Here is a 13,169-nt window from a genome sequence, read left to right on the forward strand (position 1 = left end):
GTTGATTCCGCAGTTCAGCGGATCGACTGCAACTGCCGCTCCGGGGCGCCGTCCCGGGCCTCGGCCAGCACGTTTGCCTCGTCGAGCAGCTCGCCCAACTGCAGCGGGTACACCGTTTCGCCCTTGGCAACCAGATCGCTGATCATTGTCGCATCGCACCAGCGGTGCCCGTGAATGTAGGCCCGCTCCAGACCGGTCCGGCCGGCCGTCGACGGCTCGAAGCGCCGGGTGCGGTGCACGAAGAACATCTCCTCGCTGCGGATCACCGACCCGTTGAAATCGATGACCGCGTCGCGCCGCCACACCGGGCCCAGCATGTCGGCCGGGTCGACGCGCAGTCCAGTCTCCTCGTCGAGTTCGCGCGCGGCGGCCTCGGCGAGCGTCTCGCCGGTTTGCATCGCCCCGCCGACGGTGAACCACCAGCGGGGCGCCGGGACGTCCACCGCGGCCGGGTCGGACCCGCAGAACAGCAGGACACAACCGTCCTCGTCGAGCAGCACGATGCGTGCCGACGTGCGGCGGCTGACAGAACCGGCCTCGCGAGGCGCGGGGGTTTCCGCCCGTTCGGCGATCTCGAAATAGGTTGGCAGCGCGGCGGTCCCGCCCAGCCGCAGGGTGCGCACCGCGAGCCGCTCCCGCAGCGCCAAGGTGTCACGCACCGCGTCGTTGTGGAATCGCCGGGCCAGCAGCACCCGCGCCTCGGCGTCGGCGAGCTCGGCCACCAGCGCCGCGGGCAGGGACCCCGGGTCGACCAGCGCCAGGGCGGCGGACAGCTCGTTCTCGGCGGCCTCCCGGGCTGTCTTCGGCGCACGCTCGGCGGCGTCGGCCAACGCGGCCAGCCTCTTACCCTGGGGTCCGCCGCCGTAGGCGTCGACCGCGACCGCCCGGGCCACCACGGCACGCCGGGCCAGGGCGCCGTCCAGCGCCTGCCAGGACAGGTCGTAGCGGACGTGCAGCCGGTCGAGCCGGTTGGCGGTTTGGAAGGCCCATGCACCGACCAGCAGCAGCACGACTACCAGCAGCGCCAGCGCGATGATCACGATCCAGGTGATCAACTACGCCTCCCGGTCGCGACGCTCTTGGCGGTGCCGGCCACCCGCACCTTCGCCCCCGCCCCGGCCACCGTCTCGTAGACCCGCATGATCTGGCGGGCAACGACCGACCAGTCGTAACGGCGGACCGCCTCGGATGCCGCCTCGATGTAGCCGTTGCGGGTGGCGTCGTTCGCCAGCACGTCGATCAACCCCGCGGCCAGCGCATCGGCATCGTCGACGGACACCAGGCGGCCCGCCCTGCCGTCGTCGAGGACCCGCCGGAACGCATCGAGATCACTGGCCACGACCGCGGTCCCGGCGGCCATCGCCTCGACCAGCACGATGCCGAAACTCTCGCCGCCGATGTTGGGTGCGCAGTAGACGTCGGCGCTGCGCATCGCCGACGCCTTCGTCTCGTCGTCGACCTGCCCGAGAAACCGCAGATGCCCGGCCAGCGCGCCGGCTTCCTCACGCAACTCCTCCTCGTCGCCGCGGCCGACGATCAGGATCTCGATGTCACCGAAGCGTTCCGCCAGCGCGGGCAGCGCGCGCAGCAGCACCGCCATGCCCTTGCGCGGCTCGTCGAATCGGCCGAGGAACAGCACGGACCTGTCCGGCCGCGGATAGCCCTCGATCAGCGGAGCGGACCCGAACGACGCGACGTCGACCCCGTTCGGAATCTCGACAGCGTCGGAGCCCAACGCCTCCATCTGCCAGCGCCGCGCCAGGTCCGACACCGCGATGCGGCCGACGATCTTCTCGTGCCACGGCCGCAGAATCCCCTGAAACACGCTGAGCGTCAACGATTTCGTCGTCGATGTGTGAAACGTCGCCACGATCGGCCCCTCGGCGATCATCAGCGCCAGCATCGACAGACTGGGCGCGTTGGGCTCGTGCAGGTGCAGGACGTCGAATTCACCCTCGACGAGCCACTGTTTGACCTTGCGGTGTGTGGCGGGGCCGAACCGCAACCGGGCCACCGACCCGTTGTACGGAATCGGCACGGCCTTGCCGCCGGACACGACGTAGTCGGGCAGCGAGACGTGCGGCGAGGACGGTGCAAGCACGCTGACCTGATGGCCGCGGTCGTGCATCACCGCGGCCAACTGCAGCACGTGCGACTGGACGCCGCCTGGAACGTCGAAGGAGTACGGGCAGACCATGCCGATGCGCATCAGCTGGTCCCCCCCGTCGACGGCTCGCCGGCCAGCTTCGCGCGCCGCTCTTGCGAGAGGTCGGCGAGCCACTGGGGCTGCATCATGTGCCAGTCGGCCGGGTGCGCGGCGATGTTACGGGCGAACCGGTCGGCCAGTGCCTGGGTGATGGTGGTGACGTCGCCCGACGTCGTGTCCAGGGGCGGGGACATCGTGATGACCATGTCGTCCCGGTCGTAGTGGCTGTGCGCGGGCAACAACGTGGCTCCGGTCTGGATCGCCAGCTTCGCCGCGCCGGCGGGCATGCGGGTCGCCTCCCCGAAGAAGTCGACCTGGACGCCGCTGCGGGTGAGGTCACGCTCGGCCATCAGACACACCAGCCCATTGCCCGCCAGCCTGTCGACCAGGACTTCGAAGGGCGGCCGGTCGCCACCGGTCAGGGGAAGCATCTCGAAGCCCAGGCTCTCCCGGTAGGCGATGAAGCGGTTGTACAACGACTCGGGTTTGAGTCGTTCGGCCACGGTGGTGAAGGTGCCGTGCTTGTAGACCAGCCACACTCCGGCCATGTCCCAATTGCCGCTGTGCGGCAGCGCCAGCACCACGCCACGGCCGGCGGTGAGGGCGGCTTCGATGTGCTCGCTGCCCACCACCACCTCGTGGAGCCGGCGACCCAGCGCTTCGTGATCCATGGTCGGCAAGCGAAACGCCTCCCGCCAGTATCGGGCGTATGAGGCCAGCGAAGCACGAATCAGGCCGTCCGGCACCTCGGCGGGATCCATCCCCAGCACGCGTGCCAGGTTCTTGCGCAACTGCGCGGGGCCGCCACCTCGGGCGGCGTAGTGCGCACCGGCACCAAACGCGTTGCGCGCCATCAGTTCCGGCATGGCTCGGACGATTCGCCAGCCGGCCGCATAGCCCCAGTCGGTGAATTGGCCCGTCAGTGAGAAACGACTGCCGCGATCCGAATTCGGTCCGGCCGGGGCGCCGGTCACGGCTCGTCTCCGCTGGGCGGGTTCTGCCCGGTCTTCTCGAGTGGCTCCATCGCGCCCGGCGATGTCCGCACGGTGTGCAGGCGCTGACCGAGAGTCACCACGCTCGCCGCGGCGAGCACCCACATCGCGACGTGCACCAACCAGGGCACGTGCAGGAACGGCACGCCAGACAGCCCCGCGCCGGCCAACACGATGATCAGTCGCTCCGGGCGCTCGATCAGTCCGCCCGCGCCGGACAGGCGGCTCGCCTCGGCGCGTGCCTTGATGTAGGAGATGACCTGGGAAGTCACCAGGCAGATCATGGTGGCGACCACCAGCGAGGGGCTCCTCAGCCCGAACGCGGCCCACCACAGCAGCCCGCAGAAGACGGCACCGTCACCGATCCGGTCGCAGGTGGCGTCCAGCACCGCGCCGAAGCGGGTACCACCACCGCGCACCCGGGCCATCGCCCCGTCGAGCATGTCGGCGAGCACGAAGATGAACACCGAGAATGAGCCCCACCACAGCTGCCCGATCGGGAACAGCGTCAATGCGGCGATGACGGTGCCCGCCGTGCCGATGATCGTCACGCTGTCCGGGGTCAGCCCGGCCCGCAGCGCGGCCTTGGCGAGAGGCGTGCTGAGTTTCGTGTAGGCCGCGCGGGTCATCAGGTAGAAATTGCTCACGGCTGATTCGCCCATTCCGTGGCGAGCAGCTCACGGGTTTCGCGCAGCAACTGCGGAACGATCTTCGAGCCTCCGATGATCGTGATGAAGTTGGCGTCGCCGCTCCACCGCGGCACCACGTGCATGTGCAGGTGTTCGGCCAGCGATCCGCCGGCCGAGCTGCCGAGGTTGAGCCCCACGTTGAAGCCGTGCGGCTGGGACACCGCTTTGATGACGCGAATCACCTTCTGGGTGAACCCCATCAGCTCTGCGCTCTCGTCGGTGGTGAGGTCTTCGAGCTCGGAGACCCGGCGGTAGGGCACCACCATCGAGTGGCCGGGGTTGTACGGGTACAGGTTCAGCACGACGTAGACCAGCTCACCACGGGCCACCACGAGACCGTCCTCGTCGGACAGCGTCGGAATGTCGGTGAACGGCTCTTTGGACTTCTCGGACGCCGACGCCCCCTTCTTCATCGGGGCCTCGGCGATGTAGGTCATTCGATGAGGGGTCCACAGTCTCTGCAAGTGATCGGGTTCACCGACCCCATGGTCGACGATCGTGTGGTCGTCTGGCTGATCCGTCACGGGTCAGTGCCCACCTTGAGCAATTCGGCTGTGGGAACGACATTCTCACGCCTGGCGATCCAGTTGGCGATCGCCTCCACGGCCTGGTCGCGTGGCACGCCGTTGATCTGGCTGCGGTCACCGAAACGGAAGCTGACGGCGTCGGCTTCCACGTCGCGGTCGCCGGCCAGCAGCATGAACGGCACCTTCTGGTTGGTGTGGTTGACAATCTTCTTGGCCATCCGGTCGTCGCTGCTGTCGACGGCGGCCCGAATGCCGCGCAGCTTCAGCTGCGCGGCAAGGCCGTCGAGGTACGGAACGTGTCCGTCGGCGACCGGGATGCCGACCACCTGAACCGGCGCCAGCCACGCCGGGAATGCACCGGCGTAGTGCTCGGTGAGGATGCCGAAGAACCGCTCGATCGAGCCGAACAGGGCGCGGTGGATCATCACCGGCCGTTGCCGGCTGCCGTCGGCCGCGGTGTATTCCAGCTCGAACCGGTCCGGGAAGTTGAAGTCGAGCTGGATGGTCGACATCTGCCAGCTGCGGCCCAGCGCGTCCTTGACCTGAACCGAGATCTTGGGACCGTAGAACGCCGCCCCACCCGGGTCCGGCACCAGGTCCAGCCCGGATGCCGCGCCGACCTCGGCCAGCACGCCGGTGGCTTCCTCCCACAGCTCGTCGGAGCCGACGAACTTCTTCGGGTCCTTGGTGGACAGTTCCAGATAGAAGTCGGTCAAGCCGTAGTCGCCGAGCAGATCGAGCACGAAGCGCAGCAGCGAGGTCAGCTCGTCGCGCATCTGATCACGCGTGCAGTAGATGTGGGCATCGTCCATGGTCAGGCCGCGAACCCGGGTCAGCCCATGCACCACACCGGAGAGCTCATAACGGTAGACGGTGCCGAACTCGAAGAGCCGCAATGGAAGTTCGCGATACGACCGTCCCCGAGAACGGAAGATCAGGCAGTGCATCGGGCAGTTCATCGGCTTCAGGTAGTAGTCCTGGCCGGGCTTGCGTACCGTGCCGTCCTCGTTGTACTCGGCGTCGAGGTGCATCGGCGGGAACATGCCGTCGGCGTACCAGTCGAGGTGGCCGGAGATCTTGAACAGCTCCGCCTTGGTGATGTGCGGACTGTTGACGAACTCGTACCCGGCCTCATTGTGTTTACGCCGCGAGTAGTCCTCCAGCTCACGCCGGATGATGCCACCCTTCGGATGGAAAACCGCCAAGCCGGAACCGATTTCGTCGGGAAAGCTGAACAGGTCCAGCTCCGCGCCGAGCTTTCGGTGGTCGCGCCGTTGCGCCTCCTCGATGAACTCGAGGTGTTTGTCGAGCGCCTTTTGTGATTCCCAAGCGGTGCCGTAGATGCGCTGCAGGCTGGCGTTGTCCTGGTTGCCGCGCCAGTACGCCGCCGAGCTACGGGTCAACTTGAACGCCGGAATGTACTTGGTCGTGGGAATGTGCGGACCACGACACAGATCGCCCCATTCGCGTTCACGGGTACGGGGATTGAGGTTGTCGTAGGCGGTCAGCTCGTCATCAGAACCGGGGGGGCCGACCTCCATCACGTCGGGATCGCCGGATTTGTCGTCGACCAGTTCGAGCTTGTACGGCTCGTTGGCAAGTTCTTCGCGCGCTTGCCCTTTGGATTCGTAGACGCGCCGGGAGAACAGCTGGCCTTCCTTGACGATCTGGCGCATGCGTTTCTCCAGCGCCTCGAGATCATCCGGCGTGAATGCCCGTGGGACGTCGAAGTCGTAGTAGAACCCGTCGGTGATCGGCGGCCCGATGCCGAGTTTCGCCTCGGGGAACAGGGCCTGCACCGCCTGGGCCAGAACGTGGGCGGCCGAGTGCCGGATGACGCTGCGCCCGTCGTCGGTATCCGCGGCGACCGGCGTCACGTCGGTGTCGGCTTCGGGTGTCCATGACAGGTCGTGCAGGCGGCCCTCGGCGTCGCGGACCACGACGATCGCGTCGGGAGCGCCGCGGCCCGGCAGGCCGGCGTCGCGGACCGCTGCCCCGGCAGTGGTCCCGGCAGCGACCCGGATCGGGGCTGCGAGGGCGGGGCTGGCGGGGGCGCTCATCGGTGACTCTCCTACTGCTCAGGTGGTCAAATCTCAGGACGCGACCATGTTATCGGGGTGGATGCTCACGATCCGATGCCGATGGGGCTGTTCAACCACCCGCGGTCGATGCCGACGAGTTCCGCCGACCAATCGAGTGCACCCAGCAGCCACAGCGTGCCGGCCACGATCAGCGCCGTGAAGACTCCACCGATGATCTGCACTGCCCAGTGTTGGCGCTGGAACCACTCCATCACCTTGTCGTAGCGCTCCCTGGCATAGGCGAGCAGCCGTCGTGCCCAGTCGAACTCAGTGGCCAGAATGCCCAGCCCGACGAAGACGATGGCCCAGCCCGGACCGGGATACGGGATCGCGATGATGCCGACGCCCAGGACCACGAGCCCGATCACCGCGACGACTATGCGGTAAACGAACTCCGCTCTGCGGCGCTCCCGCAGTCGGTCGCGCCACCGCGCCCACCGGCGGCGGAGGTTCGATTTGTCCTGCTTGTCCTGCGTCACGGCTGTCCCGGCTTCAGCTTGACGAACAACGCATGTGCCTCGGCCACCACGGCGTCACCGTCGAGGATGCGGCCGGAAACGAAGATCTTGCGATCCTCGATGTCGTCGATACGCGCTTCGACCTGCAACTCCTTCTCGACGGGCGCGATCTTGCGGTAGTCGATGTGCAGGTATGCGGTGCGCTGGGCCCGGCTGCGGCTGAGCCGGAACGCCGTATAGCCCAGCAGCGAGTCGAACAACATCGCGACCGCGCCACCGTGCGCGGCGCCGTTGCGGCCGAGGTGGAAGCGGCGGAACTGCACCGTGCCGCCGATGCGCCCGTCGGCGGCCTTGTGCAGGTCCGCCGGCACCTGCAGGATGTTCCCGCGGTTCGGCAGGTCCATGCGCCGGCCCGACGGTGACGCCCATTCGTCGGCGTGATACGGCGCGAGCAGGCTCGACACCTTTTCGATGAGGTCGGCGGCCTCGCTGATCACCTCATCGGGGGCGTCGGCGGCGCGGGTGTGATCCTGCAGTGTGCGGACGGCTTCGACGAACCGGCCGTAGTCGGGTCCACCTGCGGTGGTGGGGACCGGCGGGTTGAATCCGCCGCCGGGGTGCGGATCGACAGGCCGTTCGGTGGTCACCCGCCCACCGTATTGCCTGACCTACTGTTGGGCCGCCCCGGCTTTACTCAGCGTCTCGAACTCCTCGTCGGACAGCTCGATGGTGGCGGCCGCCGCGTTTTCCTCCAGATGCGCGACCTTCGAGGTGCCGGGGATGGGCAGCATCACCGGTGAACGCTTGAGCAGCCATGCCAGAGCCAACTGTGAGGCGGTGGCGTCGTGGTCGGCCGCGATGCGCTCCAGCGGGCCGTCGGGCGCCGCCAGCGGCCCCGACGCCAGCGGGAACCACGGGATGAACGCGATCCCCCGCGCTTCGCATGCGTCGAGAACAGGTTCTGCGGCGCGCGAGGTGAGGTTGTACATGTTCTGCACGGACACGATCTGGGCGATGTCCAGAGCCGCCTCCAGCTGCTCGACGTTGACCTCGGAGAGTCCGATGTGGCGGATCTTGCCCTCCTGTTGCAGAGCCACCAGCTCGCCGATCTGATCTTCGGCGGGAAACTTCGGGTCGATCCGGTGCAGCTGGAACAGGTCGATGGTGTCGACGCCGAGACGTTGCAGACTCATCTCGCATTCCTGGCGTAGGTATGCGGGATAGCCCAGCACCGGCCAGACGTCGGGTCCGGTGCGCAGCAGCCCGGCCTTCGTCGCGATCACCACTCCGTCGTAGGGATGGAGTGCCTCGCGGATGAGTTCCTCGGCCACATACGGGCCGTAGGAGTTCGCGGTATCGATGAAGTTGACGCCCAACTCGGGGGCGCGGCGCAGGACGCGAATGCACTCGTCGTGGTCCTCGGGCGGGCCCCAGATTCCCTGACCGGTGAGGCGCATGGCGCCGAATCCGAGGCGGTTGACAGTGAGGTCACTGCCGAAGCTGAAAGTGCCTGATGCTTCAGCAACGCTTTGCGTGGTCATGTGTCAAAACCTATACCTGCAATGTCATGGTGTCCCTGTGAAATTGAGCGACCTGGCTGGGCGTCGGCTGACCTACGCGGAGGTGGGCGCGACGGCCGGGCGGCTGCCCGACGGCTACCGCCACGTGCAGAAGTCCGCTGTCATCGGACGCGGACGCGCCCGCTTCGACGAAGCGGCCGCCAGAGGCATGCGCTGGGGGATGCTGCGCGGCGCCGGGTTGCGCGTGGAGGCGACGTCAGAAGTCGCCGAGGTCGGATCGGAGGTGATCGTCCACCTGGGTCCGGTTCGTGCCCCGTGCCGCGTCGTCTACGTCGTCGACGAACCCGACCTGCGCGGCTTTGCCTACGGGACGCTGCCGGGCCACGCCGAGTCCGGTGAGGAGCGCTTCGCCGTGCGCTACGACGCCGCGACCGACGAGGTCTCCGCGGAGGTGACCGCGTTCTCGCGGCACGGCGCGTGGTGGAGCAGGTTCGGCGCTCCCGTCACCGCGTTGATCCAACGGCTGGTGACACAGCGATACCTGAAGGCGCTGTGAACCGTTTGCGCCGGACGTTGAAAGTGGAATTGGCAGTGGGGTTTGACCGCCGGATCGATGCCTGAGACAGGAGGAAGCGGTTGGAACTGAGAACCGCCAGGCTCATGCTGGCGCCGTTGGATCCAGCCCGTGACGCGGAGCTGCTGCAAGAAGCCTTCAGCGACCCCGACGTCATGCGGTGGTGGAACACGCCGCTGCGCCTCGACGTCGCGGACACCCGTCGAGACTTGACGAATTTTCTCGACGGCGAGGGTGCGCACCTGTGGGCGGTGCGGGACGCGGGGGCGACCGTCGGGCTGATCGGGTTCCTGGGCGACGTGGCGGTGCCCGGGCTGAGCTGGATGCTCACCAGACGGGCGTGGGGACGCGGCCTCATCACCGAGGCGGCCGGCGCGGTCATCGATTATGCGTTCGCGTCGTTGGGTCTTTCTCGGGTCGAAGCGTGGATCGAATCGACGAATCGGCGTTCCCTGTCGACTGCCCGCCGGGTCGGTCTGACCGAGCGCGGCCGGCTGGCGCAGCGGTATCCGCACCGCGACCATCCGCATGAGTCGATCGTCCTGGGGCGGTCGCGTGCGCCCGAAGCGGCCGCCGTGCTCAGCGTCGAGGTCACCATTCCCGTCCGCAACATCGCCTCGCAGCTCGGCTTGTTGCGGTCGGTGTTCGGGGCCAGGACGCAGTTCCTCGTTGGCGACCCGCCGACACTCGCAGGCGTGGTTTTCGGGCAGTGGAGCGTGGGGCCCGGGCTCCGGCTGGCCGCGGCGAGCCCGCCCATCCCGCCCATCACGGTGTCCATCGATGTGGGCACCGGGTTTGACGAGTGTTACGGCCGTGCGACCGCAGCGGAGGCCACTATTGCCACAGCGCCGATCTTGCAGCCATGGGGATTGCGTGAGTTTGCTCTGCGCCTTTCCGACGGGCATCACCTGGTCGTGACCGGCCCGGCCTGACGGCCGGGGGGCGGTGACGATGGCAACCCCGGCGTGCGTTATTGCTCATAGTTCCTCGGCTGGGCTGCGGCGCAGTAACCTTGAGGGCCTAGCGCAGCACGACGATCGGATTTCACGGTGACAGAATCAACCGGGGTGGATTCCACCCACTTCCGCATCGCTGAGCTGGTGCAGGACCTACACAGCCGACGGGACACCGACGCGGACACCGTGGTCGCCGAACTGGCTGAGCATGCGGCCATGGAGATCCACGGTGCCCAGTACGCGGGAATCACCCTCACCCGCAACGCCAAGCACATCGAGACACCGGCGGCGACGCACAAGTGGCCGATCCTGCTCGACGAGGTTCAGCAGCGGCATCGCCAGGGTCCGTGCCTGACCGCGGCGTGGGAGGAGAAGACGGTCTACGTCGCCGATCTGGAGACCGAAAAGCGCTTTCCGCTGTACCGGCAGGACGCATTGGAGGCGACGCCGATCCGATCGATCATGGCCTTCCAGATGTTCATCGCCGGGGAAACCATGGGCGCACTCAACGTGTACTCAGAAGAGCCCAACGCGTTCGACACGCATTCACGCGAGATCGGCCTGATCTTCGCCGCCCACTCGTCGGTCGCGTGGAACGCCGCACGCCGCGAAGACCAGTTCAAGCGCGCGCTGGCCAGCCGCGACACCATCGGTCAGGCCAAGGGCATGATCATGGAGCGCTACAGCGTCGACGCGGTCCAGGCGTTCGACGTGCTGCGCAAACTGTCTCAGGACTCCAACGTTCCGCTGATCCAGATCGCCACCGAACTCGTCGAGCAGGCCGGACCGCCGAAGGACAACGCCAGATAACTCTGACGACGTGGAAGGCCATTCGGATCGGCCCCGAAACGCGGAAACATCATGGTGGTCCCGGCTGGTTTCGAACCAGCGACCTTCCGCGTGTGAGGCGGACGCTCTCCCACTGAGCTACGAGACCGGGAGCCGACCGAACATGGTCGAACGACGTCGAAGATTAGCACGCACCGATATCCAAGCTGAATCCGCGAGCACCCCGCAATGGCGCGGGCAGCGGGTTATGGTCGCGCGATGGTCCACCGTGTGGTGCCGGCGGTCGGCGGGTTCACCGCGATTTTGGCGCTCGCCGGATGCGGCGGCGGATCATCGGCCCTACAGGCGGAGAGTGCGCCCTCGACCGCCGCGCCTACGTCGGCGTCAGAGCCGGCCGCACGGCTAGACAAACTGACCGGCCCCGCGTCGACCGACCGGGAGGTGACCGAGCTCACCGGTTTCATCTCGCCGACGGGAAATGTCGCCTGCACGCTCGACGCGGACTGGGCACGCTGCGACATCATCGATCGGGATTGGGCGGCACCGGCCCGGCCCGCGGATTGCGAGTTCGACTACGGGCAGGGGATCTCACTCGGACCAGGCGAGCAGGCTCAATTCGTGTGCGCCGGCGACACCGCATTCGGCCCCGATGAGGTACTGCCCTATGGCGATTCGATCAAGGCCGGAATTCTCCGCTGCGAGAGCGCCGACTCGGGCATCGCGTGCCGCGATATCCAGACCGGCCACGGCTTCTCGATTTCACGAGAGGCGTATCGCCTGTTCTGATCTCAATCGGAAACCCGGTGGCCCAGATTTGTGCGGCTACGCGTCAGTGGACTATCGTCGTCCTTCGCGACGGGCGACGATCTCGCTCGTGGCGCGCGGATGTAGCGCAGTTGGTAGCGCATCACCTTGCCAAGGTGAGGGTCGCGGGTTCGAATCCCGTCATCCGCTCGAAGGTGCATTGGCATCAACCCCAGCGGTGGAGTGGCCGAGTGGTGAGGCAACGGCCTGCAAAGCCGTGCACACGGGTTCGATTCCCGTCTCCACCTCCAAGTGGATCCAGGCGCGATTAGCTCAGCGGGAGAGCGCTTCCCTGACACGGAAGAGGTCACTGGTTCAATCCCAGTATCGCGCACCAGCATTGGCGGCTAGAAGCAGACATCTGGACAGCTACGCGGGCGTGCACCACATGTGCTGGAGCGGCTTTCTCAGTACGGGAGGACGCCACGCAGGGCCGCAAGCATTCAGGACCAGTCCCCCACCGGTTTCTGCTTCCCGCCGGCGCGCTCTCGGCGCTCGAGTGGGAAGACCAGAACGTCTGCGGATTACCTCAGCAGAATCGCTATTTCGACGGCATAAGCCGCCATCTCAGGGCCGGTGAGTTGACCTCTCCGCTGGGCGAACGTCGCCGCGACCTCAACGTTGAGGTCCGCATCTCCGGCGTCCGGTGGAGACGGCACCACCGAGGGGCGATTGGCGGACCGACCTACGGTGCGACGTAATTGGCGTGGGCGTCAATTCGCGGCGCGGAGCGAAGCCCTGACCTTGGCTCCCGCAATGGTGGGTCGGCGGCCGATGGGAAAACAAAGCCGCTCTTCGTGGGAGGCGCGGCCGCTGACCCGCTGCCCTCGATGTTTCGGCTGCGGTCCCCTGAGAGGAGGGGGTTGGGTTTGGGCTGCCGACGCCGGGTTATCAGGACGCGGGTGTTCTGCATTTCCATTCGTACATCCGCAGTCCACCCAGCGAGGCCCCCGTCGTCGAGCGTCCAGCAGAGGTGCGCACCGAACGGCGGGGGCTTCGTCTGCATAAAGCGCACACCCACCGAGAAGTACCGCGCTCAGGCCGGCAACACGTTCCATCAATTTGCCGCCTCCGCTCGGACCAACGTTTGATGATCGTAAGAGCAGCAGCATCAGCGCTTCGACCTGATTGCATCGCTCCCGCATCGCTTTACCAGCCGCGATGGTATTAGGCGCCTGATTTCACGGGTACATTGCTCCGTTAAGCGGGACGGGGGGAAGGGCTTGGCTGCGGCCCAGGCGTCGCGCGAGGCGAGTCACCCGGAGAAGCAGCCCTGCCGTTAAGCAGCTAGCGCAGCCGGAGCTCGCCGACCCGAACGCGGCGACCGCGGTAACACTTGGATCGACGTCACGCAAAACGCTGCCATCCCCCAATGGCACGGTTTAGCCTGGGTCACCGACAAGGAGGCCCTGTGGAGCGAGCGACGGCGTGGCGGCGGATCGAAGCCGCCTGCGAATCCTGCGGCCAGCCCCTGATGGGCAGAACGGTGACCACCGAGCTAACCGAATCGTCGACGCCGATCCGCGTCGAAACTCAAACCCGTTGCCGTAATAACGAATGCAGTGAGGACTGA

The 13,169-nt window shown here is 67.0% G+C and carries 13 protein-coding genes and 4 tRNA genes; 7 read left to right on the forward strand and 10 right to left on the reverse strand.

Annotated features, from left to right (window positions below; genetic code table 11):
* Positions 1-14 precede the first annotated feature (14 nt).
* From ACVWWN_RS27225 to ACVWWN_RS27265, 9 genes are all read right to left on the reverse strand, one after another.
* Positions 15-1,055, reverse strand: coding sequence for an NUDIX hydrolase (locus tag ACVWWN_RS27225; RefSeq protein WP_457146628.1), 1,041 nt, complete (start codon positions 1,053-1,055; stop codon positions 15-17).
* Positions 1,052-2,209 carry a glycosyltransferase family 4 protein gene (locus ACVWWN_RS27230; RefSeq protein ID WP_457146629.1) on the reverse strand — a complete coding sequence of 386 codons (1,158 nt, stop codon included), beginning with the start codon at positions 2,207-2,209 and terminating at the stop codon, positions 1,052-1,054. The genes ACVWWN_RS27225 and ACVWWN_RS27230 overlap by 4 nt, the downstream gene beginning before the upstream one ends.
* Positions 2,209-3,180: a phosphatidylinositol mannoside acyltransferase gene (locus ACVWWN_RS27235; protein WP_457146630.1), complete on the reverse strand. Its 972-nt coding sequence runs from the start codon at positions 3,178-3,180 to the stop codon at positions 2,209-2,211. Before ACVWWN_RS27235 ends, ACVWWN_RS27230 begins: the two co-directional genes overlap by 1 nt.
* On the reverse strand, positions 3,177-3,845 hold the full coding sequence (gene pgsA, locus ACVWWN_RS27240) for a phosphatidylinositol phosphate synthase (protein ID WP_457146631.1): 669 nt from the start codon (positions 3,843-3,845) through the stop codon (positions 3,177-3,179). Before pgsA ends, ACVWWN_RS27235 begins: the two co-directional genes overlap by 4 nt.
* Positions 3,842-4,411, reverse strand: coding sequence for an HIT family protein (locus ACVWWN_RS27245; protein ID WP_457146632.1), 570 nt, complete (start codon positions 4,409-4,411; stop codon positions 3,842-3,844). Before ACVWWN_RS27245 ends, pgsA begins: the two co-directional genes overlap by 4 nt.
* On the reverse strand, positions 4,408-6,474 hold the full coding sequence (gene thrS / locus ACVWWN_RS27250; protein ID WP_457146633.1) for a threonine--tRNA ligase: 2,067 nt from the start codon (positions 6,472-6,474) through the stop codon (positions 4,408-4,410). Before thrS ends, ACVWWN_RS27245 begins: the two co-directional genes overlap by 4 nt.
* Positions 6,475-6,539: 65 nt before the next feature.
* Positions 6,540-6,974 (reverse strand): TIGR02611 family protein, encoded by a 435-nt coding sequence (locus tag ACVWWN_RS27255; protein WP_457146634.1) that lies wholly within the window; start codon positions 6,972-6,974, stop codon positions 6,540-6,542.
* Positions 6,971-7,600 (reverse strand): PaaI family thioesterase, encoded by a 630-nt coding sequence (locus ACVWWN_RS27260; protein ID WP_457146635.1) that lies wholly within the window; start codon positions 7,598-7,600, stop codon positions 6,971-6,973. Before ACVWWN_RS27260 ends, ACVWWN_RS27255 begins: the two co-directional genes overlap by 4 nt.
* 21 nt (positions 7,601-7,621) lie before the next feature.
* Entirely contained in the window at positions 7,622-8,494 is an 873-nt protein-coding gene (locus tag ACVWWN_RS27265) for an aldo/keto reductase (RefSeq protein ID WP_457146636.1), read from the reverse strand.
* 37 nt (positions 8,495-8,531) lie between these two features.
* On the opposite strand from ACVWWN_RS27265, the gene ACVWWN_RS27270 reads away from it, so the two are divergent.
* The 3 genes from ACVWWN_RS27270 (at position 8,532) to ACVWWN_RS27280 (ending at position 10,813) form a co-directional block, all read left to right on the forward strand.
* The gene (locus ACVWWN_RS27270) at positions 8,532-9,029 is read left to right on the forward strand and encodes a DUF1990 domain-containing protein (RefSeq protein WP_457146637.1); all 498 of its coding nucleotides are present in this window, start codon (positions 8,532-8,534) and stop codon (positions 9,027-9,029) included.
* A gap of 80 nt (positions 9,030-9,109) precedes the next feature.
* A complete protein-coding gene (locus tag ACVWWN_RS27275) occupies positions 9,110-9,979 on the forward strand; it encodes a GNAT family N-acetyltransferase (RefSeq protein ID WP_457146638.1) in 870 nt (289 codons plus the stop codon).
* A gap of 117 nt (positions 9,980-10,096) precedes the next feature.
* Positions 10,097-10,813, forward strand: a complete 717-nt coding sequence (locus tag ACVWWN_RS27280; RefSeq protein WP_457146639.1) for a GAF and ANTAR domain-containing protein — start codon at positions 10,097-10,099, stop codon at positions 10,811-10,813.
* A 52-nt stretch (positions 10,814-10,865) separates the two neighbouring features.
* On the opposite strand, the gene ACVWWN_RS27285 is transcribed toward ACVWWN_RS27280, so the two are convergent.
* Positions 10,866-10,940 (reverse strand) — tRNA-Val (locus tag ACVWWN_RS27285).
* Positions 10,941-11,050: 110 nt separating this feature from the next.
* Here ACVWWN_RS27285 and ACVWWN_RS27290 point away from each other — a divergent pair.
* The 4 genes from ACVWWN_RS27290 (at position 11,051) to ACVWWN_RS27305 (ending at position 11,933) form a co-directional block, all read left to right on the forward strand.
* On the forward strand, positions 11,051-11,578 hold the full coding sequence (locus ACVWWN_RS27290; protein ID WP_457146640.1) for a DUF6636 domain-containing protein: 528 nt from the start codon (positions 11,051-11,053) through the stop codon (positions 11,576-11,578).
* A gap of 95 nt (positions 11,579-11,673) precedes the next feature.
* Positions 11,674-11,746 (forward strand) — tRNA-Gly (locus ACVWWN_RS27295).
* Positions 11,747-11,773: 27 nt separating this feature from the next.
* Positions 11,774-11,847 (forward strand) — tRNA-Cys (locus ACVWWN_RS27300).
* Between the two features lie 11 nt (positions 11,848-11,858).
* Positions 11,859-11,933: transfer RNA gene (locus tag ACVWWN_RS27305), tRNA-Val, on the forward strand.
* Positions 11,934-13,169 lie beyond the last annotated feature (1,236 nt).

The organism is Mycobacterium sp. URHB0021, assembly GCF_054057895.1.

Excerpts from the sequence above, each read along its gene's own strand:
- ACVWWN_RS27230 (WP_457146629.1), bottom strand. The coding sequence starts at position 2,209 with ATGCGCATCGGCATGGTCTGCCCGTACTCCTTCGACGTTCCAGGCGGC.
- thrS (WP_457146633.1), bottom strand. The coding sequence starts at position 6,474 with ATGAGCGCCCCCGCCAGCCCCGCCCTCGCAGCCCCGATCCGGGTCGCT.
- ACVWWN_RS27265 (WP_457146636.1), bottom strand. The coding sequence starts at position 8,494 with ATGACCACGCAAAGCGTTGCTGAAGCATCAGGCACTTTCAGCTTCGGC.
- ACVWWN_RS27290 (WP_457146640.1), top strand. The coding sequence starts at position 11,051 with ATGGTCCACCGTGTGGTGCCGGCGGTCGGCGGGTTCACCGCGATTTTG.